16 protein-coding genes are annotated in these 22,876 nt (G+C 71.1%); 6 read left to right on the top strand and 10 right to left on the bottom strand.

Translation table 11 applies throughout. From position 1 onward, the window contains the following. Nucleotides 1-42: 42 nt before the first annotated feature. Nucleotides 43-5,229: a hypothetical protein gene (locus IPZ69_RS35260; protein WP_235458768.1), complete on the bottom strand. Its 5,187-nt coding sequence runs from the start codon at nucleotides 5,227-5,229 to the stop codon at nucleotides 43-45. A 178-nt stretch (nucleotides 5,230-5,407) separates the two neighbouring features. Between IPZ69_RS35260 and IPZ69_RS35255 the strand changes: the two genes are divergently transcribed. Then, nucleotides 5,408-5,932 carry a hypothetical protein gene (locus IPZ69_RS35255; RefSeq protein WP_235458767.1) on the top strand — a complete coding sequence of 175 codons (525 nt, stop codon included), beginning with the start codon at nucleotides 5,408-5,410 and terminating at the stop codon, nucleotides 5,930-5,932. Between the two features lie 103 nt (nucleotides 5,933-6,035). Further along, complete coding sequence (locus IPZ69_RS35250; protein ID WP_235458766.1) at nucleotides 6,036-7,604, top strand: cellulose binding domain-containing protein; 1,569 nt, start codon at nucleotides 6,036-6,038, stop codon at nucleotides 7,602-7,604. Nucleotides 7,605-7,679: 75 nt separating this feature from the next. Here IPZ69_RS35250 and IPZ69_RS35245 read toward each other — a convergent pair whose 3' ends face one another. Together IPZ69_RS35245 and IPZ69_RS35240 are read right to left on the bottom strand one after the other, a co-directional pair. Beyond that, complete coding sequence (locus IPZ69_RS35245) at nucleotides 7,680-8,588, bottom strand: hypothetical protein (RefSeq protein ID WP_235458765.1); 909 nt, start codon at nucleotides 8,586-8,588, stop codon at nucleotides 7,680-7,682. Between the two features lie 148 nt (nucleotides 8,589-8,736). Further along, complete coding sequence (locus tag IPZ69_RS35240) at nucleotides 8,737-9,372, bottom strand: TetR/AcrR family transcriptional regulator (protein ID WP_235458764.1); 636 nt, start codon at nucleotides 9,370-9,372, stop codon at nucleotides 8,737-8,739. A gap of 130 nt (nucleotides 9,373-9,502) precedes the next feature. Here IPZ69_RS35240 and IPZ69_RS35235 point away from each other — a divergent pair, with 130 nt between their 5' ends. Beyond that, a complete protein-coding gene (locus IPZ69_RS35235; protein ID WP_235458763.1) occupies nucleotides 9,503-9,859 on the top strand; it encodes a hypothetical protein in 357 nt (118 codons plus the stop codon). A 25-nt stretch (nucleotides 9,860-9,884) separates the two neighbouring features. On the opposite strand, the gene IPZ69_RS35230 is transcribed toward IPZ69_RS35235, so the two are convergent. Beyond that, a complete protein-coding gene (locus tag IPZ69_RS35230; RefSeq protein WP_235458762.1) occupies nucleotides 9,885-10,913 on the bottom strand; it encodes an aldo/keto reductase in 1,029 nt (342 codons plus the stop codon). Nucleotides 10,914-11,315: 402 nt separating this feature from the next. Between IPZ69_RS35230 and IPZ69_RS35225 the strand changes: the two genes are divergently transcribed. Next, on the top strand, nucleotides 11,316-13,460 hold the full coding sequence (locus IPZ69_RS35225) for a glycosyl hydrolase family 95 catalytic domain-containing protein (RefSeq protein ID WP_268835450.1): 2,145 nt from the start codon (nucleotides 11,316-11,318) through the stop codon (nucleotides 13,458-13,460). Nucleotides 13,461-13,493: 33 nt separating this feature from the next. On the opposite strand, the gene IPZ69_RS35220 is transcribed toward IPZ69_RS35225, so the two are convergent. Together IPZ69_RS35220 and IPZ69_RS35215 are read right to left on the bottom strand one after the other, a co-directional pair. Next, entirely contained in the window at nucleotides 13,494-14,354 is an 861-nt protein-coding gene (locus IPZ69_RS35220) for a DUF427 domain-containing protein (RefSeq protein ID WP_235458760.1), read from the bottom strand. 98 nt (nucleotides 14,355-14,452) lie between these two features. Beyond that, nucleotides 14,453-15,322, bottom strand: coding sequence for an alpha/beta fold hydrolase (locus tag IPZ69_RS35215; protein ID WP_235458759.1), 870 nt, complete (start codon nucleotides 15,320-15,322; stop codon nucleotides 14,453-14,455). Between the two features lie 76 nt (nucleotides 15,323-15,398). Between IPZ69_RS35215 and IPZ69_RS35210 the strand changes: the two genes are divergently transcribed. Both IPZ69_RS35210 and IPZ69_RS35205 read left to right on the top strand, forming a co-directional pair. Next, complete coding sequence (locus IPZ69_RS35210) at nucleotides 15,399-15,614, top strand: CGNR zinc finger domain-containing protein (protein ID WP_374294938.1); 216 nt, start codon at nucleotides 15,399-15,401, stop codon at nucleotides 15,612-15,614. Nucleotides 15,615-15,719: 105 nt separating this feature from the next. After that, nucleotides 15,720-17,480, top strand: coding sequence for an MOSC and FAD-binding oxidoreductase domain-containing protein (locus tag IPZ69_RS35205; RefSeq protein WP_235458758.1), 1,761 nt, complete (start codon nucleotides 15,720-15,722; stop codon nucleotides 17,478-17,480). Nucleotides 17,481-17,522: 42 nt separating this feature from the next. Here the strand turns inward: IPZ69_RS35205 and IPZ69_RS35200 are convergent, their stop codons facing one another. The 4 genes from IPZ69_RS35200 to IPZ69_RS35185 form a co-directional block, all read right to left on the bottom strand. Beyond that, a complete protein-coding gene (locus IPZ69_RS35200) occupies nucleotides 17,523-18,701 on the bottom strand; it encodes an acyl-CoA dehydrogenase family protein (protein WP_235458757.1) in 1,179 nt (392 codons plus the stop codon). A 2-nt stretch (nucleotides 18,702-18,703) separates the two neighbouring features. Next, the gene (locus IPZ69_RS35195; RefSeq protein ID WP_235458756.1) at nucleotides 18,704-19,930 is read right to left on the bottom strand and encodes a CaiB/BaiF CoA transferase family protein; all 1,227 of its coding nucleotides are present in this window, start codon (nucleotides 19,928-19,930) and stop codon (nucleotides 18,704-18,706) included. Beyond that, complete coding sequence (locus tag IPZ69_RS35190) at nucleotides 19,923-21,569, bottom strand: acyl-CoA dehydrogenase family protein (protein WP_235458755.1); 1,647 nt, start codon at nucleotides 21,567-21,569, stop codon at nucleotides 19,923-19,925. Before IPZ69_RS35190 ends, IPZ69_RS35195 begins: the two co-directional genes overlap by 8 nt. Before the next feature lie 33 nt (nucleotides 21,570-21,602). After that, nucleotides 21,603-22,876, bottom strand: a 1,274-nt coding sequence (locus tag IPZ69_RS35185; RefSeq protein ID WP_235458754.1) for an MFS transporter, incomplete at its 5' end; no start/stop codon positions are given.

The raw sequence follows: 22,876 nt of genomic DNA, 5'->3' as shown, positions 1-22,876 counted from the left end.
CCCGCGCTCGGGCACACCGCCCACGGCGCGGGTCCGGGCGCCCTACCCGTTCGGCGGCGGGGTCGCCGTCGCCTGGAGGCCCAAGCGGTCGGCGGGGTCGCGGAGTTGGTCTCCCTGGGCCGCCAGCATGCGACGGACCACGGGGGCGGGCATGCGGATCACCACGGGCGTCGGCAGCGTGAGTTCTCGTACGGCCGTGGAAGTACGGCCGGAGCGCACGCGGTTGGTCACCTGGGCCACCACGCGCACGTCCAGCGTGAACTGGACGAGGACCGACTCGAACTTGGGCTTGTGCAGTGGCATCGAGCCGGCCGCGTTCACCGCGGCGTCGGTCGTGCCGCCCGAGCCGCCCGCGTTGCCCATCAGCTGGTTGAGCCGGAACTCGTCGGCGTTCAGCACACCGGCGCCGAACAGACCCCGTGCCGACCTGCCGTGCTCGGCGGAGCTCTGGCCGTCCGTCTGGGTGGGGCGGGGCGCCTCCAGGTGACTCTGGCCCACGGTCTCGAAGGTCATCTTGTCGCCGACGCCCAGCACCCGCCCGGCGCGCAGCCGTGCGTGCAGGGACGCGCGCAGGTCCTGCCCCTCGACGCCGCTCGAGTGCACCGGCGGCAGATCCACTCCGGCGGAGGTCAGCAGCGGCAGCGCGGCGATCAGCCACTCGGTGGAGACGGCCTCGTTCAGGGTGTACGCGGCGGCCTGCCCCTTGTCCTTGAACCGGTCGCCACCGCCGGCCGACCCCACGGCGGAGGTGACCAACTCCCTTATCTGCGGCGCCCCTTGGAAGCCATTGACCTGCGCCTCCATCGGCAGCCGCACACCGCCCGCCCGCCAGGTGCCGAGCCCCGCCGGTGCGGCGTCCTGCGGGCCGAGCGCGGCCCGGGCCGCGTTCCTGCGGGGAGCACCGACGCGGCGGAGGGCCTTGAGGTCGTTCTCCAGGATGCGGTGGGTGAATGACGTACGGCCCGTGGAGGCCAGGCCCAACCGGCGGTCTCCCCTGTGGAGTTCGAGGCTCGCCGTGATCGGTACGTTCATCTTCACCGACTTCGCGGTCTTGGCCTCCGCGACCGTCTTCATGCCGAGCTGACCTCGCGCGACGGCACCCTGGCGCCGCGAGTCGCCCGAAGCGCCACCGAGCCCCGCCGCCGCGCCCGTGCTCTTCAACTGCCCGGCTCCGCCGTCGGGTTTGCCTGACCCGGCGAGGATGCCCTCCATGCCGGTCGTCACGCCCTCGTCCCGCGAGGTGGCCTGCTGGGCGACCGCCGAGGTGATGTACTCCATGTCCCGGCCGTCGTCCGCCTCGCCGTCGAAGACGCCCTCGGCCGCGCGGCTGACCTTGAACACCGCCCAGTACGGCGTCTTGCGCCCGTCGAACAGTTCGACGGTGACCCCGCCGTCCATGGCGCTCGACAGCAGACCGGAGCTGCCGTCCCGGTCCAGGACGCGCAGCAGCCGCTGCACGTTGTCGTTGCGGTCCCGGAGCTGCTGCCTGGGCAGCAGGTCGTCGGCGAGGTCCTTGCGGCCGCTGGTGGTGAGGTTCCGGCGGAGCTGGTCCAGGAGGGACGTGAAGTCCGGCAGGTTCTCGATCATGCCGAAGCCGAGCGGGAGGGCTCGGGCGAGGGTGGGCCTGGGACGGGTGGGCGCGGCGGTGGATGCCGTGCCTCCCGCGGTCTCGCCGGCCGTCGCGGCGGCCCGGCCCTGGCGGGCGGCCCGTTCGGCGGCCGTCCGCGAGCTCTCGGGCTGACTGCCCGCCTCCTGGGCACCCGCCTGCCGGGCCCCGGCCCCGGCTCCGGCCGCGTTCTCGTCCAGCTTCAGCGCCCTGCGTGCCGACGCCGGCAGATCGATCCCGGCCGACCGCAACTGCTGCGCCGTCAGCCACACCCCCGCCGTCGCGGGCAGCGTCAACGCCCCCGTCGCCACGTACGGGCCGCCGCCCGTGACCTTGACCTCGGCCACCATGCTGACCAGCAGGTCGCACTGGACCAGGTACAGCGGAGCCTTCTTCGGGGTGTGGGCGTTGCGCTCCACCGTGCCGGACACGGTGAAGGACTCGGCGGCGCCCCGGCTCTTGGTCCGGCTCGTGGACAGGCCCTGGCCCGTGCGCCATTCGGCGCCGTTCTCCGACACGGTGGTCCCGAACTGCACTGTGCTGTTGGTGCCGTGCCCCTGCTGGCCGCCCGCCTGGTGGCCGCCCAGCACGAAGGTCTCGGTACCCGGGCCCGCGCCCTCGTGCACCACCCTCGGGTTGGCCAGCGCGAGGCGGGTGCCGACCGCGCCGTTCAGCGCGGCCAGGCGCCGCGGATAGCGCAGGTTCTTCACCACCCAGCCCGCGGACGCGGCCTGCCGCAGCGACGCGGTGATCGCCTGCGGGCTGAACCGCTCCTCGATCGCCAGCCGCGGGGCGAGCCCCTCGGTCTGCAGCGCCGAGTCCTCGCGTACGCCCTTGTTGCGGGCCGCCGCCCGGGACAGGAGCCGGAAGGCGAGGTCACGTACCGGCTGACCGTCGCCGATGGTCTCCACCAGCTGCCAGTCGGGCAGCGCCGTCCCGGTGGCGGGCTGCGGGGCCAGGCCGACCAGGTCCCCGATGCCCACGGCGTTGACGGCCCGCCCGGGGACGGGTGCCTGCGGGGCGGCGGCGTCGAGCCGCCGCTTCTCGTCCGCGTCGAGCGTGAACTCCGGCGATGTGACCAGCCGTACGTCCTGCTCACCCAGGTTCAGCCCCGCCATCAGCCGGGACTCCGGCGCGTCCTGGCCGGGTGAGCCCGGAGTGAGGCTCCGGGCGAGCTTGCGCTGCCGGGACGTCATGGTGACGTCCACGTCCAGGCGCAGGGCGGCCCCGAAGGCGCTGGCCTTCTCCGACCCGTTGGTGAGGATGTCCGTACGGGTGGTGGGGCCGGCCTGGTTGCGGTGCGAGCCGGTGCTGTTGCGCTCGTAGCGGGCCGCGCCGGTCAGCACGCCGGGCACCAGCCGGGCCTGTGCCAGGACCAGACCGCCGACGGAGCGTGAACTGCTGCGCCCGCTCTGCAGGTTGCTGGTGACACCGGCGTGGCTGCGCACCAGCCAGTCGTCGGTGTCGCCGAGGTATCCGGTCTCGCGGAGCCCGCCCTTGACCCTGATCAGGACGTCGTGGGCGTGCAGGGTGGTCTTGCGACGCAGCCGCACCCGGATGCCGGTGGACAGCAACTGGTCCTTGTTGACGCGGAGGTTGGTCTCCGACAGGGCGGCCATCAGCTCGCGGTAGTTGCGCCGCTGGACCTCGTCCTCCTCCCTGCTGGTGTGCGCCGAGGGCGGGGTGGTGCCGAAGCCGGGCAGATAGCCGGCCAGTCGCGGATCGGTGGCGAACAGCTCCTGGACGGCCTTCACCATGGGCCCGGTGTCGAGTTGGCTGAGCGTGACGCTCGAACCCATCCCGCCGAAGGGCAGATGGCGTTCGACGTCCTCCTCGGTGCGGGTGCCGTCCGCGGCCTCCGTCTGCCGCTTCGGTTTCTTGATGAACTCGCCCGCCGTCACCCCGGGCGGCAGCGGCAGCCCGAACTCCCGTGCCTCGTCGGCGCGCAGGCTGATCCACACGTTCATGGAGTGCCCGGCGACGCGGGAGCCCGGATTCAGGATCATCTCGGGCGAGCGGGGGCCGGTGCCCTCCACGGTGAAGCGCACGGTGCCGAGGTAGAGCACCTTGTCGCCGCGGACCTCGGCGCCCTGCCGGCTGGACACGGTCTGCTCGGTCACGGTGAACCGGGCCTTGCGGGCGGCCGCGACCGGCATGGCGGTGCCCCGTACGACGGCGGCGCTGCCGGACGCCCCGACACCGATCGCCGGACCGAGGCCGGCCGCGACGGCGCGTCCCTTGCCCGCGGTCTCGGTGACCGTGTGCTGGGTCTGCTGGTGGGTGCGCAGCTGGGTCTTCCCGGTGCTCCAGGCGGGTGAGAGGCCGGTGATGGCGGCGTGCATGCGGTAACTGCCCACCGTTCTGCCGTCCTTGGACTGCAGGTCCTCGCCGACGACGCCGTCGCGCAGCAGTCGGGGCAGATCCTCCAGGACGGTCGTGGTGGACGTCGCCTGGTACAGCCGGGCCCGGCCGGGCGCGCCGGGTGCGGTGAGCGAGGGGTGCAGGACGGAGGAGACCGCGTCGAAGAGTCCGCCGCCGCCCTGGTGCGGTGCGGCGGTGTCGGCCACGCCGACCGGGGCCATGGAGTCGGCGAGCGAGACGCGCCGGGCGGTCTCCGCGCGCACCGGCCGCGGCGCGCGCGGCAGTTCGGTACCGGCCGGGATCAGATGCTCGGTGGGCACCCGTTGGGTGAGCGTGCCCGAGCCGCGGAAGGTCTGCTCGCCGTCGGTGCCGTGCTTGCTGACCCGTACGCCGTAGCGCACCTTGCGCGGCACCTCGACGGAGCCTTTGTCGCTGCGCAGCACGCGCGGTTCGGCCACGTTCCGCTGCGCACGGGACTCCCGCGAGGACTGCCAGGGCTGCACGTTGCCCATGGCCGCCCCGCCGAGCCACAGTCCCGGCACCACGGGTGCGAGCCCGAAGGCCAGCCCGCCCACGCCCTTGCTCGACGACCCGCCGGCCGTGCCGCTCACGGTGGCCGCGGTGTTGTGCTGGACGTCGACCTTGGTCTCCTTGCCCTCGGCCTCGTCCAACTCGGCCGCGGGGGCGCCGTTCGGGTCCGGCACCGCATCGTTCAGGGCGGCCTTGGGGTGGAACACCGGCGGCCGGTCGTCGGGCGCCGGGGAGACGGTGACCGTGACGTCGTACCACTCCTTGCCGTCTCGGCCCTGGACGGCGAAGGCGCGGCCCTGCCCGAAGAAGGTCTCCGGCCGCCCGGCCAGTTCGGCGGCGATGTCGGCGACCGTGCCGTCGCCGTGTCCGACGACCGCGGCCACCGCGTTCCGGACGAACTCGTGCCCGGTCAGCCCGTACGCCGTGGACAGGCCGCCCGTCTCCAGGTCCAGGAGATAGGGCGGCAGGACGAGTCCGCGCTCGGAGCGCTCGTCGACACCGGGCGGCGGGGCGGCCGGCCGCTGCCGAGCCGAGGGCCGCTGTCGGGCGCGGGGGCCGGCGACCCCCTCCTGCCCGCTCCGTAACGCCCGCGTGGTCGCCGCGTTCCCCGCGGCCTGCTGGAAGCCGAGCAGGGCGTGGGGAGCCGCACTTGGGGCGGGCGGCCCCGCGACGCGAGATGCCCCGCGAGAACCCTCGGCCCTGCCGTCCCCTGCCTGCTCCTGTGTCCGCACGGCCCCAACGTAATCACCGGCGAAGGGGAAAAACGCCGGTCAGCCGCCTCCCGTCCCTTTCGCCGCCCACGCCACGCCTGCACGTCAACTCCCGTACACCGGAAGGTCGCGAACGGTACGGGTGGAATGGAATCCAGGCAGTTTTGAACGCGTTCAATTCAAGGCGTACGATCTCCCCATGAGCGACAGAGCCGCCCTGCTCAAGGGCATCCGCACCTGGCTGGCCTTCTTCGTCGTATGCCTCGCACTGAGCGGCGCCACCGCCTTCCCGCTGGTGCACGAACTGCGCTGGACGGAGGACCTGCTGCGAGCCCTGTCCGTGCCGAAGCACCTGCCGGCCCTGACGGACTGGATCACACACGTACGGCAAGGACTGGACACCGCCGACGCCGACTACCCCTTCGTGCTCTACGGCACCGACTGGCTCGCCTTCGCCCACCTCGTCATCGCCGTCGCGTTCTACGGCCCCTACCGCGACCCCGTACGCAACATCTGGGTCGTCGAGTTCGCGATGATCGCCTGCGCCGGAATCATCCCGCTCGCGCTGATCTGCGGACCGATCCGCGGAATTCCCTTCTGGTGGAGCGTCATCGACATGTCCTTCGGGGTGTTCGGAGTCGTCCCGCTCCACGTCGTACGGAAGAAGATCAAGCGGCTGGAGCGACTGACGTCCGAGCCGGTTCCAGGTCTGGCCACTGCTTGACGGACGGCCCGCCACTCTGTATGCACATGACAGAGCTTTGGTATGGACCAATCCGCGCGGCCTCGCGCGCCGCTCAGGCGGCCAACCCCCACTGGAGGCAGCAATGCGAAGACCAACGGCACTCGTCGCTCTGCTCCTCGGAGCGCTGCTCCTCGTTCTGGCCCCGCCCGCCACCGCTGCGGGCTCACCGACCGCCACCTTCGCCAAGTCGTCGACCTGGGACACCGGTTACCAGGGTGCGTACACCGTCACCAACGGCGGCAGCACCACGCTGTCCGGCTGGTCGGTCGAGTTCGACCTGCCCGCCGGCACCACGGTCGGTTCGTACTGGGACGCCCTGCTCACCCAGAGCGGCAGCCACTACACCTTCAAGAACCGTGAGTACAACGGCACTTTGGCGCCCGGTGCCTCCGCCACCTTCGGCTGGGTGTCCAGCGGTACGGGCACCCCCGCGAACTGCAAGCTCAACGGCGGCTCCTGCACGGGCGGTTCGGGCGGCGGTGACACCACACCGCCCAGCGTGCCGACGGGAGTGACCGTCGGTTCGGCGACCAGCTCGTCGTTGACCGTGCGGTGGACCGCCGCCACCGATGACTCGGGAACGGTCGCGGGCTACGAGGTCTCGCGCGACGGCGGCACGCCCGTCACCGTCACGGGAACCTCGTACACCGCCACCGGGCTGCAGGCGAGCACGAGTTACTCCTTCCGGGTCCGGGCCAAGGACGCGGCGGGCAACGCCTCCGCCTACAGCCCGGCGGTCAGCGGCACCACCACCTCCGGCGGCACCCAGCCGGGCGGCGGCGTGCACACCGCGCCGTATGTCGACATGGGCGCCTGGCCCACTCCGAGCATGCCCGAGATGGCCTCCGCGAGCGGGGTCAGCAGCTACACCATGGCGTTCATCACCGCCTCGGGCTGCAAGGCGATGTGGTTCAACGCCTATGACCCGCGTGACGCCTGGGCCAAGGACCAGATCGACGCGATCCGGGCCGGCGGCGGGGACGTCAAGGTCTCCTTCGGCGGCGCGTCCGGCATCGAACTGGCCCAGGCCTGCGGCTCGGTGGACTCGCTCTACACCGAGTACAACGCGGTCGTGAACGCCTACGGCCTCACGTACGTGGACTTCGACATCGAGGGCTCGGCCACCGCGGACCCGGCCTCCGTGACCCGCCGTTCCCAGGCGCTGGCCCGGCTGCAGCAGGCCCATCCGGGACTGAGGATCTCGCTCACCCTCCCGGTGCTCCCCGAGGGCCTGACCGCGGACGGTCTCAACGTGGTCAAGTCGGCCCGCGACGCCGGGGTCGACCTCGACGTCGTGAACGTCATGGCCATGGACTACTACCGCGCCGTCGACTACGGCGACGCCGCGGTCCAGGCCGCGCAGAGCGCCTTCACCCAGCTGAAGTCGCTCTATCCGGGCAGGTCGGACGCCCAGGTGTGGGCGATGGTCGGTGTGACGCCCATGCTCGGGCAGAACGACGACGGCCACCTCTACGACCAGGCCGACGCCCGCCAGTTGGTCGCCTTCGCCAAGGACAAGCACCTCGGCGAACTGGCCTTCTGGGAGTCGACGCGCGACCGCAACGCCTGCACGGGCGCGCTGTACCGGTGCACCAACATCCCGCAGTCGCCCTACGAGTTCGGGAAGATCTTCGCCTCGTACGGAGGTTGACGATCCGTTGGAGCAGCGGACGACGCGCGAGGCCGCGGCCCCCGCCAGGGGTCGCGGCCTGCGGTCACCGTGCGATCAGCCGAGGAAGACCGACGAGATCGTGTTGTCGAAGCCGATGGTGGACAGGTCGGCGACATTGCCGCTCACGACCTTGGACGTGCCCTTGCAGTCCTTCTCGGACCAGATCTTCAGGGAGCCGGAGGCCTGGAGGGACGAGGCGCTGTCGTCGCTGGCGACGTTCTGGCAGCCGGAGCCGGCGAGGCCCTCGGACGGGTCGCCGAAGTTCGTCTCGTCGGAGAGGGTGACGCTGGTGGCGGACTGCCCCGTTCCGCCGTTTCCGTTGTCACCGCCGGCCTGTCCGCCGTTCTGCCCGCCGCCCGCCTTGTGGCCGTCGGGGGTCACGCCGAACCAGGTGCCACCGACGCCCTGCCCGTTCGTGTCACCGGGCTCGAGGTCCTTGCTGAAGCGGTAGACCGGCCAACCGCCGATCGTCACCTGCAGGTTGCCGTCGTCCCGCTTGACGACGCCGACGTCCGACCTGTCGACTCCGTCGATGAAGATCTTGCCGCCGGGAGCGACCACGACGGGCGGCCAGGTGGTGGCGCAGTCGCCGTTGCAGTGGGACTTCGACGGGTTCGCGCTGTCCTTGTCGAAGCGGTAGAGCGTGAAGCCCGCGCCGTTGACCACGACGGGGTTCAGGTTCCCCGCCCTGGCCGCGCTGAGCTGGACCCACTTCTTCGCGGCCGGTCGCGTGGCGGGCTTGCCGGGGCCGCCTGCCCAGTCCCCGGTCCTGGGCCGGGCCTTGTTGTGCCGCGCGGTGCCGCTCAGGAAGTTCAGGTCCTGGGCTCCGGCGGCCTGCCCGGCGACGGCCGAGCCGCGCGTGCCGGCGGCGCCTGCGTCCGTGCCGTCGCCGTTGCAGCCGGTCAGGAACAGGACACCGGCAGCGGCCGTGGCGGCGATCATTCCGAAGTGCTTGTTGAACATCGGGCTCTCCTCGCGTCGTACGCTCCGGCCCCCCGGAGCCTTCGCGACGAGGTACGGGGCCGCGTCCGTGGCCCTCTCACCCGGTTACGCCCCTGAGACACCCACGGAACAGACCACGGCCAATGCGTGTACGACGGCGACATTCCACCTATTCGGCGCGCACCGCGGCGACCGCCGCGTCGTAGGCCCGTTCCAGGTCGACGGTGCCGTTGCTGCGGCCCCAGGCGTCGACCGCGATTTCGGAGCAGGCCAGGGCACAGGTGACGAGCGCCTGGGCCCGTACCTGGGTCATCGGGTCGGAGGGCGCGTCGAGACGGCGGGTGATGTCCGGAACGAGCAGGTCCGTCCACTGCTGCCGCCGTTCCAACTGGCGGGCCCGGAGCGACGGTGAGGTGTCGAGCAGGCTCGTGATCTTGAGGATGTCCTCCGGGGAGTACGGGAGGGACTCGGCCAGTGACGCGAAGGCCGCCCGCAGCGCCGTCCACGGGCGCTCATCGGCGGGGCGGGATTCCAGGGCGGCCTGCAGGAGCCTGCCGTACTCGGCGTGGTCGCCGAGCACGAGGTCCTCCTTCGTGCCGAAGTAGCGGAACAGGGTGCGCTGGGAGACGCCCGCCTCGCGCGCGATCTGGGCGATCGTCGTCTCTTCGAATCCCTGGCCGGTGAACAGACGGAAGGCCGTTTCCAGGATCTCCTGCTTGGCCAGCATCCGTGACCGCTCCCACACCGACCCGACTCCGGTGCGCTCCTTGATGTCCCGCTGTTCCTGCTGTGCGTCCCGCGTCATGCGCCCACGGTACCCGAATGACAGGCTGGCATTCACCGGCATGTTGGCAGTGACTGCTAGCCAGACCTAGGCCGTCCGTACCCCTGGCCCGCGCGGTCGCTGCCAGCGCTCCGTCCCCTTCGTGTTTCCGGTGATCGGCATCGATGGACGTCGCTGTATCGACGGCGGCCTGCGGGATCCGCTCCACGCCGATCTCGCACGCGGCCACGAGACGGTCATCGCGGTGTCCTGCTTCCCGCTCACCGCCGAGGGTCCCGGCCCGATCCACCCGGCGACGTCGGCCCAGCAGCGAACCACCAACGCGGTGTTGCGCGACCTGCGCGACCAGGGTGCGCGCATCGCGATCGTCGAACCGGACGAGGAGTTCCTCGCCATCGGTGCGGGAGGCGAGCGCCTCATGGACATGTTCCGAGTCGGTGAGGCCTACCTCGCCGGGACCCGGCTGGGCGCACGGGCGGCTCGCGGGATCGCGGCCTTCCGCGGCTGACGCGAGCGCGGTTCCCGGGGCCGGGTCAGACGGCGGAGCGCTCGTCGGACTGGCGGCGGCGCAGCGCGGTGTGCTGGATGGCCGGTGGGTTGTAGGCCATGTCGAGCGTTCCGACGTCGGTGCCGGGAGGCACGATGGCGTCGATCCGGTCGAGGATGTCGTCGGTCAGGGAGGTCTTGGCGCCCGCGAGCAGGTCGTCGAGGTGGTCCATGGTGCGCGGTCCGATGATCGCGGAGGTGACGCCGGGGTGGGCGATCGCGAAGGCCGTCGCCAGGTGCGTCAGCGACATCCCGGCCTCCTCGGCAAGGGGGATCAGCCGCTCGACGGCATCCAGCCGACGCTCGTCGCTCAGGTGCTTGAAGCCGAAGCCGGCGCGGTGGCTGTCGGCCTGGCGGCCCTTGCGATAGCGCCCGGTGAGCAGGCCTCCCGCGAGCGGGCTGTAGACCATGACGCCCATGCCGTAGCGCTCACAGACCGGCAGGACCTCGCGCTCGATACCGCGGTTGAGGATCGAGTACGTCGGCTGCTCGGTGCGGAACCGAACCAGCCCGCGCCGCTCGGCGACCCACTGCGCCTCGACGATGTCCGAGGCGGGGAAGGAGGAGGTGCCGACGGCTCGCACCTTTCCCGCGCGCACCAGGTCGGTGAGGGCCGAGAGGGTCTCCTCCACGTCGGTGTCCGGTGCGGGCCGGTGGATCTGGAACAGATCGACGTGGTCGGTGCCGAGGCGGCGCAGCGAGTCCTCCAGCGCGCGGACCAGCCAACGCCGCGAGTTCCCCTGCTGGTTGGGGTCGTCCCCCATCGGGAGATGGGCCTTGGTGGCCAGAACGACGTTGTCCCTGCGGCCCTTGAGGGCCTTGCCGACGATCTCCTCGGACTCGCCGCGCGAGTAGGCGTCGGCGGTGTCGACGAAGTTGACACCCGCGTCCAGCGCCTTGTGGATGATGCGGATCGAGTCGTCGTGGTCGGGGTTGCCGATGGCGCCGAACATCATCGCGCCCAGGCAGTACGGGCTGACCTTGATACCGGTTCGGCCCAGCGTGCGGTACTTCATGGTTCTCCTCGTGCGTTGGCAGACGCCGACTGCGGCGCAGTACGCTGACACAAGCGGAGCAGCGTTCCGCTAATCACGATACGGAACGCTGCTCCGGTTAGCAACTGGCGCGCCGAGACATCGGAGCTATCCCACCCCGTTGACGCACAAGAGCTGAACCTACGGTGCATCGCGGGATAGCTCCGATGAGTGACCGAGCCGCCTGGAGGCAACGTGCCCAGCTCCGCCGTGCCCAGCCCGTCCAGACGAACTGTTCTCGCCACCGGATCCGCCCTGGGCGGCGCCCTGTTGGCCGCCGGGCTTCCCGGTCAGGCGACGGCGGCGGACCCTGACACGCCCGCCGCGGACGCCTCCGACCCCTGGCGCACCGTCCTCGACGACGCCGACCTGGTCTGGCAGCGGATGCCCGCGACCTGGTACGAGGGCCCGTTCCTCGGCAACGGCCTGCTCGGTTCCGGGATCTACGCCGAGCCGGGCGCCGCGACGAAGGCGATACGGTTCAATGTCCAGCACTCCGAAGTGCAGGACCACCGCCCCGAGTTCGGCTCCCTCTTCGGCCTGGCCCGGCTGCCCATCGGGTACTTCACCCTGGAGCCGGTGGGCGAGATCACCGGCCTCGACTGGCGGCTGGCGCTGCACGACGCCGAGCTGACCGGCACGCTCACCACCGACCAAGGCACGCTGACCCTGCGCGCCCTGGTCCACGACAATCGCTCGGTCCTCGCCGTGGAGGTGACGCCGAGCGAGGGCGAGCGCGGCTTCCGCTGGGTGTTCCACCCGGCGGACGCGATCAGTCCGCGGGCCGCCTTCAAGCCGCTGCCGGACGGCTACCGGGGCAACCCGCCCGCCGAGGTCGCCGAGCACGACGGCGTGACCGCCGCCGTACAGCCACTGCTGGCGGGCGGACAGCACGTCACCGCGTGGCGGGAGCGGACCAGGGGCCGGACGCGGACGCTGTACGTGCACGTCGCGCACTCGTATCCACGGACCACCGCCCTGGACCGGGCGCTGAAGGCCGTCCGCGCCGTGGACCGGCTCCCCTACACCGCCCTGACGGTGGACCATCGCGCCTGGTGGCACGCCTACTACCGCAAGAGCTTCCTGTCCCTTCCGGACGCCCGTATCCAGCGCTTCTACTGGATCCAGCTGTACAAGGCCGCCTCCGCCGCCCGCCGCGACGCCCCCGTCATGCCGACGAGCGGCCCCTGGCTGGAGCCGACCCCGTGGCCCAACACCTGGTGGAACCTCAACGCGCAGTTGGAGTACTGGCTCATCCACGGCTCCAACCACCTCGAACTCGACGCGATCACCCGGGCGTTGAGCGAATTCCGGGACAATCTCGCCAAGGAGGTGGCGCCGACCTACCGCGCCGACTCGCTCGGCATCCCCCGCACCACCGACCCCCACCTGGTCAACGGCGCGGCCGGCACCCTCACCGGCTACGGCGTCGGCATCCCCGGCCAGGATCCGCCGACCCCTGAGATCGGCAATCTGACCTGGGCACTGCACAACGTCTGGCTCAGCTACCGCCACACCCTGGACGAGTCGATCCTGCGGGACGTCCTCTTCCCCCTGCTGCGCAAGGCGATCACCTACTACCTGCACTTCCTGGAGCCCGGCCCGGACGGCAAGCTGCACCTGCCCGCCACCTTCTCGCCGGAGTACGGCGGCAACTCGCGCGACTGCAACTACGACCTGACGCTGCTGACCTGGGGCTGCCGCACGCTCCGCGAATCCGCCGAACTGCTCGGCATCGACGACCCGTTGGCGCCCCGCTGGCGCGACGTGCTGACGAAGCGGGTGCCGTACCCGACGGACGTGAACGGCTTCATGATCGGCGCGGATGTTCCCTTCGCGAAGTCCCATCGCCACTACTCGCACCTGCTCGCGGTCTACCCGCTGTACGAGGTGACCGGCCGCACCCCCGGGGAACGCGCCCTGATCGAGACGTCGCTGGCCCACTGGGTGGGCTTCGAGGGGGCCCTGCAGGGCTACACCTTCACGGGCGCCGCCTCGATGTCGGCGCTGCTCGGCAAGGGTGAGGACGCGCTGAAGTACCTCGGCCAGCTGATGACCCGCTTCATTCAGCCCAACACGATGTACAAGGAGTCCGGCCCGGTCATCGAGACGCCCCTGTCGGCGGCCCAGTCGCTGCACGACATGGTGTGTCAGTCGTGGGGCGGGATCATCAGGGTGTTCCCGGCGCTGCCGGCGGCCTGGGCGGATCTGACCGTGCATCACTTCCGTACTCAGGGCGCCTTCTTGCTGAGCGCGGTCCGCCGGGGCGGCACCACGCGCTGGGTACGGCTGGTCAGCGAGGCGGGCGCGCCCTGCGCCGTACGGCACGGGATCGCGGGTCCGGTCGACGTACGCGACGGGCGCGGGCGTGCCCTGCCGTACGCCGACGCCGGTGACGGCACGATCCGCATCACCCTGGGCAGACACGAGACGGCGCTGATCACGGCCAGAGGCGACCGGCCCGACCTGACGATCGGGCCGGTGGAGCCGATCGGCGACCCGCCCCGTTGGGGGCTGCCCCTCATCTGACCCCGCCGGCAAGAGGATCGACGCCCGAGGAGGTCAGCGGGCCGTGACCTCCTCGGCGTCGAGACCTCGGTCGATGCCGTGGGCGACGACCTTCTGCCCGGGCTCCAGGTGCAGACGTTCGCCGTCGAGGCAGACCTCCACCTGGTCCGCTTCGAACGACACCAGGTCGTCGATCCGCTCGACCTCGCGGTAGGCGTCGCGGTAGGACCAGGCCGCGCGGGGCGCGTCGCCGATGTCGTAGTAGTCGCACAGGCCCTTGTAGGGGCAGAAGGTCTGGCCCTCGACCGGGCGCAGTCTGCTCTCGTCGATGTCGGCGCGCGGGACGTACCAGCGCGGGGCGAAGCCGGATTCGTAGAGCACGACGGGGTGTTCGGAACGGGCGATCACGGTGTCGCCGAGTCGGACTTCCAGGGTGCGGGCGGTGTTCCGGATGTCGATGCGGTGGTAGGGGTCCGCGGCGTGGCCGAGGATGCGTTCGTCCTCCTCGTAGAAGGCGTCCATCGCGCGCCAGGCGAACGCGATCCGGCCCTGGAGGTCGGCGGCGTGTCCGGGCAGTGCGGTGAACTCCCAGGCGGCGCGTTCCGTGGTGCGGTCGGCGGCACGTACCGCGTACCAGGCGGTGTCCCCGAGATCCTTGTGGTGGGTGACCTTGTCGCTCGCGACCAGGGCCTTCTCGTCGACGTCCGCGCGGGGGAAGTAGGCGACCGGGTAGCGGCCCGGCTCGTGCAGCAGGACGACGTCCTCGCTGTCGGCGATCCAGGTGTCGTTGAACCTGACGCGCATGCGGCGGCGCAGCCGCTCGGCGAACAGGAGTCGCTCGGGCAGGGGTTCGGGGGTGAGGAAGTGTCCGAGGGCGCCCGCGGAGAGGGGGCCTTGCTGCCAGGACAGTCCCATGACGGATTCCTTCCGGGTACGGATGACGGGTCTTGCCGCCGACCGCGGCGGACGGGGGTGTGCTCCGCGGCCGCCGCGGCCGTTGTCGACGCCGGACGTCAGGCGAGGACGCGGCCGAGGAAGTCGCGGATGTGCTCGGTGATGCTGTCGAGGTGGCTCTCCAGGGCGAAGTGCCCGGAGTCGAGCAGGTGGACCTCGGCATCGGGCAGGTCCTTGCGGAACGCCGTGGCGCCGTCGGGGCCGAAGATCTCGTCGTTGGCGCCCCAGACCGCCAGCAGCGGCACCTGCGAGTCACGGAAGTACTGGTGGACCTGCGGGTAGAGGTCGATGTTGGTGGGGTAGTCGCGGAAGATCCTGAGCTGGATCTCGTCGTTGCCGGGCCGGTCCAGCAGTGCCTGGTCGTGGAGCCAGGTGTCGGGGCTGACCAGGCTCGGGTCGGCAACGCCGTTCAGGTACTGCCAGCGGGTGGACTCAAGGGTCAGGGCGTCCCGCATGGGCGCCTCGGTGTCCGGTCCCGGGGCCTTGGCGTAGGCGAGGACCGCCTCCCAGAAGGGCTCGACGAGGCCCTCCTCGTAGCCGTTGCCGTTCTGGGTGATGATCGCGGTGATGCGGTCCGGGGCCTGGAGGGCGAGTCGCCAGCCGATGGGGGCGCCGTAGTCCTGCACGTACATCGCGAACCGGTCGACGCCCAGGTGCTTGAGCAGGCCGGAGGTGACCTCGGCGAGGGCGTCGAAGGTGTACGGGAAGTCCCCCAGGGCGGGCAGCGCGGACTGGCCGAAGCCGATGTGGTCGGGCGCGATGACGTGGTAGCGGTCCGCGAGCGCCGGGATCAGGTGGCGGAACATGTGCGAGCTGGTCGGGAAGCCGTGGAGAAGCACCACGACGGGCGCCTGAGGGTCGCCGGCCTCCCGGTAGAAGACCTCAAGCCCGTTGATGGTGGCGGTGCGGTGGTGGACTGCGGAGGCCATAGCCCTAACCTCTCTGCGGAGTTTTAGTGGTTACGCATTAAGTCGAACACACGTAGACTAACCTGTCAAGAAACTTTTGACGGTTAGAAGATTGGAAGATGGAGGGCACCCGAGAGCAGCAGGACGCGCTGCTGGAGGACTGCGGCCCTGCGCCGACGCGGAGTGCCGGCGTTTCCTCCTCGACCGCAGCAGGACCAACACCGCCCGCTGGTGCTCCATGGCCGTCCGCGGCAACCGGATGAAGGCCGGGCGCCACCACCGGCGCACCCTCGACGGGGCCGGGGCGGCATGATCACCGGAATCGCGGCGGCACCGGCGCAAGAACTACTATCGGCCCAAGGGCGTGGATCACAGCGCCATGAGCTGCCCCGGCCGGACACCTCGCAGGAGGTCCGCGATGGCGACGCTGCTGTCCGTCAACGTAGGCATGCCCAAGAACGTCCCCTGGCAGGGACGAACCGTCCACACCGGAGCCTGGAAGTCCCCCGTGCACGGTCCCCGCATGGTGCGGCGGCTGAACATCGACGGGGACGGCCAGGGAGACGTGGCGGGGCACGGCGGCGACATTCGTGCCGTGCTGGTGTACCAGGTGCAGTCCTACCAGTACTGGCAGAAGCACCTCGGTCGCGACGACCTGACCTTCGGGATGTTCGGGGAGAACTTCACCGTCGACGGCCTGCCCGACGACGAAGTGTGCATCGGCGACCGGTACCGCATCGGCGAAGCCGAATTCGAGGTCACCCAGCCCCGCGTCACCTGTTATCGCGTCGGCATGCGCCTGGGCGAGCCCACGATGGCCTCGCTGCTGGTCGCCCACCACCGCCCCGGCTTCTACCTGCGCGTCCTGACCGAAGGACACGTCCGGGCCGGCGACGAGATCTCCCTGACCCGCAAGGGCCCCGAAGAACTCAGCGTGGCCGACACCGACGCGCTGCTCTACCTCCCCGACCGCGACCCCGCGCGGCTCCGCAGAGCGCTGAACATCCCCGCCCTCAGCCCCGGCTGGCAGCAGTCCTTCCGTGAACTCGCGGCCGCCCAGCAGCCCACGCAGGAGCCGGGTTGGCCGAGCGAACTCAGCAGCGCCCAACAGCCCAGGAAACAACCGGGATGGCCGGGATTCAGGACCATGCGCGTCACCCGCGTCGTCCCCGAGACCCCCACCGTGTCGTCGATCTACCTCGACACCACCGACGGAACAGCTCTTCCCGAGGCCCGCCCGGGCCAGTACCTCTCCGTCCGCCTCGCCATCGGTAACGCCGCCCCCACGGTGCGCAGTTACTCCCTGTCCGCCGCGCCCACAGCCGCCGGCTACCGCATCAGCGTGAAGCACGAACCGCACGGGACGGTCAGCGGCTACATTCATGCCGCACTCCGCCCCGGGGACCTCGTGGACATCGCCAGCCCCCGCGGGATGTTCGTCCTCGAAGAGGGCACCCGCCCGATCGTCCTCATCTCGGCGGGGATCGGTGCCACTCCCGTCCTGGCGATGCTCCACCGACTCGCCGCCACCCGGGACCCACGCCCCGTCTGGTGGATCCACACCGCCCACGACCGCGCCCACCACGCCTTCGCGGACGAGACACACGCGCTGCTGGCCCAACTCCCCCACGCGCACGAGCACATCTACTACAGCGCCGAAGCCGCACACGAGGACGGGACCCACATCACCCAGGGGCGGCCGACCGCCCGCTCACTCGCGGCCCTGGGCATCCCGACGGAAGCCGACGCCTACCTCTGCGGCCCGACCACCTTCATGGACGACCTGGCCGGCTATCTGCGCGACCACGGCCTGAGCACCGAGCGGATCCACACGGAACAGTTCAGCGCCCTGCCCGCCATCAACCCCGGCGTCACGCCCACCGCGACGGTGCGGCCGCACCAGCCACCCGGTCCACCGGGCGCCGGCCCCCTCGTCACCTTCGCCCGCAGCGGCATCACCACCCCGTGGTCGCCGGACCACGCCTCGCTCCTCGATCTCGCCGAGGCCTGCGACATCCCCACCCGCTGGTCGTGCCGTACGGGCGTCTGCCACACCTGCATCACTCACCTGCTGGCCGGTGACGTCACCTACACCACGCCACCGCTCGAACTCCCCGAGGAGGGCACCGTCCTCGTCTGCTGCAGCGAACCGAGCGCCGAAGTCGTCATCGACCTGTAGTCGGCCGGAGACCGGGCGGGGTGTCGCCAGTGGGCCGGGGGGTCAGCGGAAGGCCGCGTGCCCGGTCAGTGCCTGGCCGAGGGCAAGAGTGTGCATTTCGGTGGTGCCTTCGTAGGTGAGGACGGACTCCAGGTTGTTCATGTGCCGCATCACCGGGTACTCCAGCGAGATGCCGTTGGCGCCGAGGATCGTACGGGCGGTGCGGCAGATCTCGATGGCCTCGCGGACGTTGTTGAGCTTGCCGAAGCTGATCTGCGCCGGCTGGACTCCGGGACCGTCCTTGAGGCGCGCCAGGTGCAGCGCCGTGAGCGTGGCCTTGTGCAGTTCCAGGGCCATGTCGACGAGCTTCTGCTGGGTGAGTTGGAAGGCGGCGAGCGGCCTGCCGAACTGCTCGCGCTGGGCCGCGTACCGCGCGGCCGCCTGCCAGGCCGAGCGCGCCGCGCCGGTGACGCCCCACACGATCCCGTAGCGCGCCTCGTTCAGGCAGGTCAGCGGCGCGGACACACCCCGTGCCTCGGGCAGCGACGCGCTCGCGGGCAACCGCACGCCGTCCAGGACCAGTTCGCTCGTGACGCTCGCCCGCAGCGACATCTTGTGCTTGATCTCGGGCGCCGAGAAGCCGGGTGTCGCGGTGGGGACGACGAAGCCGCGGATGCCGTCGTCGGTGCGTGCCCAGACCACCGCGACATCGGCCATCGAACCGTTGGTGATCCACATCTTGCGGCCGTCGAGGATCCAGTCGGCGCCGTCGCGGCGGGCCCGGGTCCGCAGCGACGACGGATCCGAGCCGTGGTCGGGCTCGGTCAGACCGAAGCAGCCGATCGCCTCGCCCGCCGCCATCCGAGGCAGCCACTCCCGCTTCTGTTCCTCGCTCCCGAACCGGTGGATGGCGAACATCGCGAGGGAGCCCTGCACGGAGACGAACGACCGCAGTCCCGAGTCACAGGCCTCAAGCTCACGGCAGGCAATGCCGTACGCGAGAGCGGACGTGCCCGCGCAGCCGTACCCCTCCAGATGCATGCCGAGCAAGCCCAACTTGCCGAATTCCCGGGCCAGTTCCCGCAGGTCGGGCAGCTCGCCGCGCTCGAACCAGTCGGCGATGTGCGGCTGGATCCGGTCGGCGCAGTACTGGCGGACGGTGTCGCGTACGTCCCGTTCCTCGTCGCCCAGGAGGGCTTCCAGACTGAGCGGGTCGGCGGGGTCGAGCGGGGGGAACGGCATGGTCAGTCCTCCTGGACGTGGTGCGTGGTGCGGCGGAGCAGACGGGCGATCTCGGCCTCGTCGTAGCCGAGTTCGGCCAGTACGTCGTGGCTGTGCTGGCCCAGCGTGGGCGGCGCGGTGCGTACGGGCGGGCGCCGGCCGCGGAAGTTCACCGGGAACGCGACCTGCTGGAGCGGGCCGACGACGGGATGATCCGCCTCCTGCACCATGCCGAGCGCCTCGGTCTGCGGGCTGTCGTAGACCTCGTCGAGGGTGCGGATGGGGGTGACGGGTACGCCCGCGTCCTTCAGCAGTCCGCACCAGTGGGCCACGGTCGCGCCGGTCAGGACCGAGTTGAGCTCCGTGTTGAGGGCGCGGCGGTTGTCGACGCGGTCGCGGTTGGTGGCGAAGCGCGGGTCGTCGGCCCATTCGGGACGGCCGAGGACCTCGGACAGCTTGCGGAACTGGGCGTCGTTGCCGACCGCGATCACGAAGTGCCCGTCGGAGGCCGGATACGCCTGGTACGGCACGAGGCTCGGGTGTCCGGAGCCGAGGCGGGCGGGCCGCTCGCCGGTGGCGAAGTATCCGGTGGCCCAGTTGACGTGCAGGGCGAGCAGTGACTCGTACAGCGAGGTAGTGACGTACTGCCCGCGTCCGGTCCGCTCGCGCTCCACCAGCGCCGAGGTGACGCCGATGATCCCGAAGAGCGCGGCGCCGAGATCACCCATGGCGTACCCGGCACGCACGGGCGGTCCGTCGGGCTCGCCGGTCAGGGACATCAGGCCGGCGGAGGCCTGCGCCACCATGTCGTAGCCGGGTTCGTCGCGCAGCGGGCCGTTCTCGCCGAAGGCGGAGATGTGCAGGACGACCAGGCGCGGGTAGCGCTCGCTCAGTCGGCGGTGGTCGAAGGCGCGGGCCAGCGAGCTGCCGGGGCGGAAGTTCTCGACGACGACGTCCGCGGTGGCGATCAGCCGGTGCGCGGCCTCCTGGCCCTCGGGGGACTTGAGGTCGAGGGTGACGGAGCGCTTGTTGCGATTGGCGGCCAGGTAGTAGGTGGCGTCGGGGCCCTGGAACGGCGGGCCCCAACCGCGCGTCGGGTCACCGCCGTCGGGGTGTTCGACCTTGATGACGTCGGCGCCGAGGTCGGCGAGGGACATCGTGGCGTACGGTCCGGCGAGGATCTTCGACAGATCGACGACCCGCATCCCGGACAGGGGCTCGGGCTTGGGCTCGGGCTTGGACTCAGGCATCGGCGGCCTCCTTGGCGTCGGCGAGCGGTACGAGTCCACCGTCGGCCAGCTCGGCGAGGCGGTCCAGGGCGGGTCGGGGCAGTGCGCCCGGATCGTCGAGGAGCGCTCGGTAGGCGTGGGCGACGAGCAGCTTGCGGGCGTTGCCGGTGGCCCGCCACTCGTACTCCCCCTGTTCCAGGAGGAGCGTCGCCATGACGGCGCGGCTCAGCTGGTCCGCGTACCGTGCGACACGCATCTCCTGTTCGTCCTCGGGGAGTTCGAGCAGCGCGTCGCCCTTGGTGCGCAGGGCGTGCCACAGGTCGCCGAGCCGGGAGCCGTAGGTGTCGGCGAGGGTGTGGTGGGCGTCGGTCCGTCGCAGGCAGCGCAGGACGTCGAGCGCGATGACGTTCGAGGAGCCTTCCCAGATCGAGCCGAGGTGGGCGTCGCGCAGCAGCCTGGGGTCCACCCAGTCCTCGATGTAGCCGTCGCCGCCCCGGATCTCCATCGTCTCGCCGGTGAGGGAGCGGGCGCGCTTGCAGAGGGTGTGCTTGGCGAGCGGGGTGAGGATCCGTACCAGTTCGCGGGCCGAGCCGTCACCCGCGTCGGCGGCGTCGAGGCGGGCGGCGGCTTCCAGGACGAGGCCCAGCGCGGCCTCGGCGTCGAGCAGCAGGGGCAGCAGGGTGGCGCGCATCAGCGGCTGCTCGAACAGCGGCTTGCCGAACACCTCGCGCCGGCGGGTGTGCCGCACGGCTTCGCCTACGGCGCGCCGCATGAGCGCGGTGGCCCGCATCGCGTTGGACAGCCGGGAGACGTTGAGCATCTCGGCCATCTGCGCGAAGCCCCGGGTGAGTTCACCGACGGGAGTCGCGTACGCGTTCTCCAGGGTGACCTCGCCGCTCGGGATGGACCGCGAACCGAGCTTGTCCTTCAGCCGGTCGATGCGGATGGCGTTGCGGGAGCCGTCCGGGCGCAGGCGCGGCACCAGGAACATGCCGAGCCCCCGGGTGCCCTCGCCCTGTCCCGGCACACGCGCCAGGGTGAGGATCACGTCGGCGCCCGGGTTGGACGCGAACCACTTGCGGCCGTTCAGTGTCCAGTGCGTGCCCTGGTCGGTGGCGACGGTCGCCGTCCGGCCGACATCCGTGCCGCCCTGCCGTTCGGTCATGAACATCGCACCGGTGGCGCGGTGTCCGGGGTCGGTGGAGATGAGCGCGGCGATCTCGGCGGCGTACCGCTCGGGGTCGTACAGCCGCAGCACGCGGGCGGCCGAGTCGGTCATCGACAGCGGGCAGGCCATGCCGAACTCGGCCTGGACGTACAGGTACGACAGCGCGTACTTGACGGTGTGCGGGGTCTTCGTGGGCCAGCCGTGGACGCCGGGGCGGTGGGACATGGCGGCGAGACCGAAGCGTTCGTAAGCGATCTCGGCGAGCCGGTCGTGCGCCGGGTGGACGTCGATGGCGTCGACGCGCTCGCCGTCGGGGTCGTACGGGCGCAGGCGCGGCGGGTTGGCGTCGGCGAGCCCGGCCTGCCGGTCGATCTCGCCGGCCGCGAGCGCACCGAGCTCGACGAGCAGTGGTTCGACGCGTGTGCGGTCGTCGGGGGCCAGGACCCGGTCCAGCAGCGGGCGCAGGGCCGGGTCCTGTTCTGCGTAGTTCATCGGGGGTGTTTCTCCTGGAGGGGATGGGCCTGCTCAGGCGGGAGTTGCCGTGGGTTCCGGGGAGAGAGCCGGGGCCGTCCGGCCGGTGCGGGCGAGCAGCGGCAGCACACCCACGAGTGTGATCACGACGTATCCGAGGCCGAGGGCGACGACGGGCCAGATGGAGTCGGCGGCGGTGAGCAGGTACTGGGAGACGATCGGTGCGGTCCCGGCGAACAGGGCCGTGCAGACCTGGTACGAGAGGGACATGCCCGTGTAGCGGACCTCGACCGGGTAGACGCGGGCAAGGATGCCGGCCAGCGCCGCGTAGTACATGGCGTGCGGGAAGGTGGCGAGGCCCATGCCGAGGACGGCGAGCCAGAAGTTGCCGGTGCCGACGAGCAGGAACATCAGCGGCAGCAGCACGAATTCGGGCAGCAACATCCACAGCACGGCCTTGCGCACCGGCCAGCGCTCGGCGATGACCGCGCCGAAGGGCTGCACCAGCACCTGGACGACCAGGGCGAGCGAGATGACGGTGAGGAAGGAGGACTTGTCGAAGCCGAGGTCGGCGGTCGCCCAGGACAGCGCGAACGTCGTCTTGACGTAGGTGATCGCGACTCCGGCCGTGCCGGCGAGCACACCGAGCACGACGAGCAGCGGGTACGTGGTGAGCACGTCCTTGACCGGGAGCTTCGAGGTCTGTCTCCGTTCCAGGACGGCGGTCATCTCGGGGGTCTCGGTGAGCCGCAGCCGGATGACCAGGCCGATGACGACGAGAACGGCGGAGGCGAGGAAGGGGACGCGCCAGCCCCAGGACTCGAAGGCGGCGTCGGGGAGTTGGGCGATGGCAAGGAAGGCGAGCGTGGCGAGGAGGTTGCCGACGGGGGAACCCTGCTGGGCGAAGGCGCCGTAGAGCAACTTCCGTTTGGGCGGGGCGAATTCGGTGGCGATGAGGACGGCGCCACCCCACTCGCCGCCCATGGCTATGCCCTGGATCAGCCGCAGCAGCACCAGCAGGATCGGGGCGGCGGCGCCGAGTTGCGCGTATCCGGGGAGCAGCCCGACGCAGAAGGTGGCGCCGCCCATCATGGTCAGGGTGACGACGAGGGCCTTCCTACGGCCGTGGCGGTCACCGAAGTGCCCGAAGATCAGGCCGCCGATCGGGCGGGCGAGGAAGCCGATCCAGAAGGTGGCGAAGGCGGCGAGGGTGCCGACGGCGGGCGAGGCGTCGGCGAAGTAGACCTTGCCGAGCACCAGCGCGGCGGCCGATCCGTAGATGTAGAAGTCGAACCACTCGATGGTGGTGCCGATGAACGCGCTGACAC

The sequence above is a fragment of the Streptomyces olivochromogenes genome, from assembly GCF_021538895.1.
Taxonomy (GTDB): Bacteria; Actinomycetota; Actinomycetes; order Streptomycetales; family Streptomycetaceae; genus Streptomyces; species Streptomyces olivochromogenes_A.
This window is presented reverse-complemented; position numbering and strand designations above follow the sequence as displayed.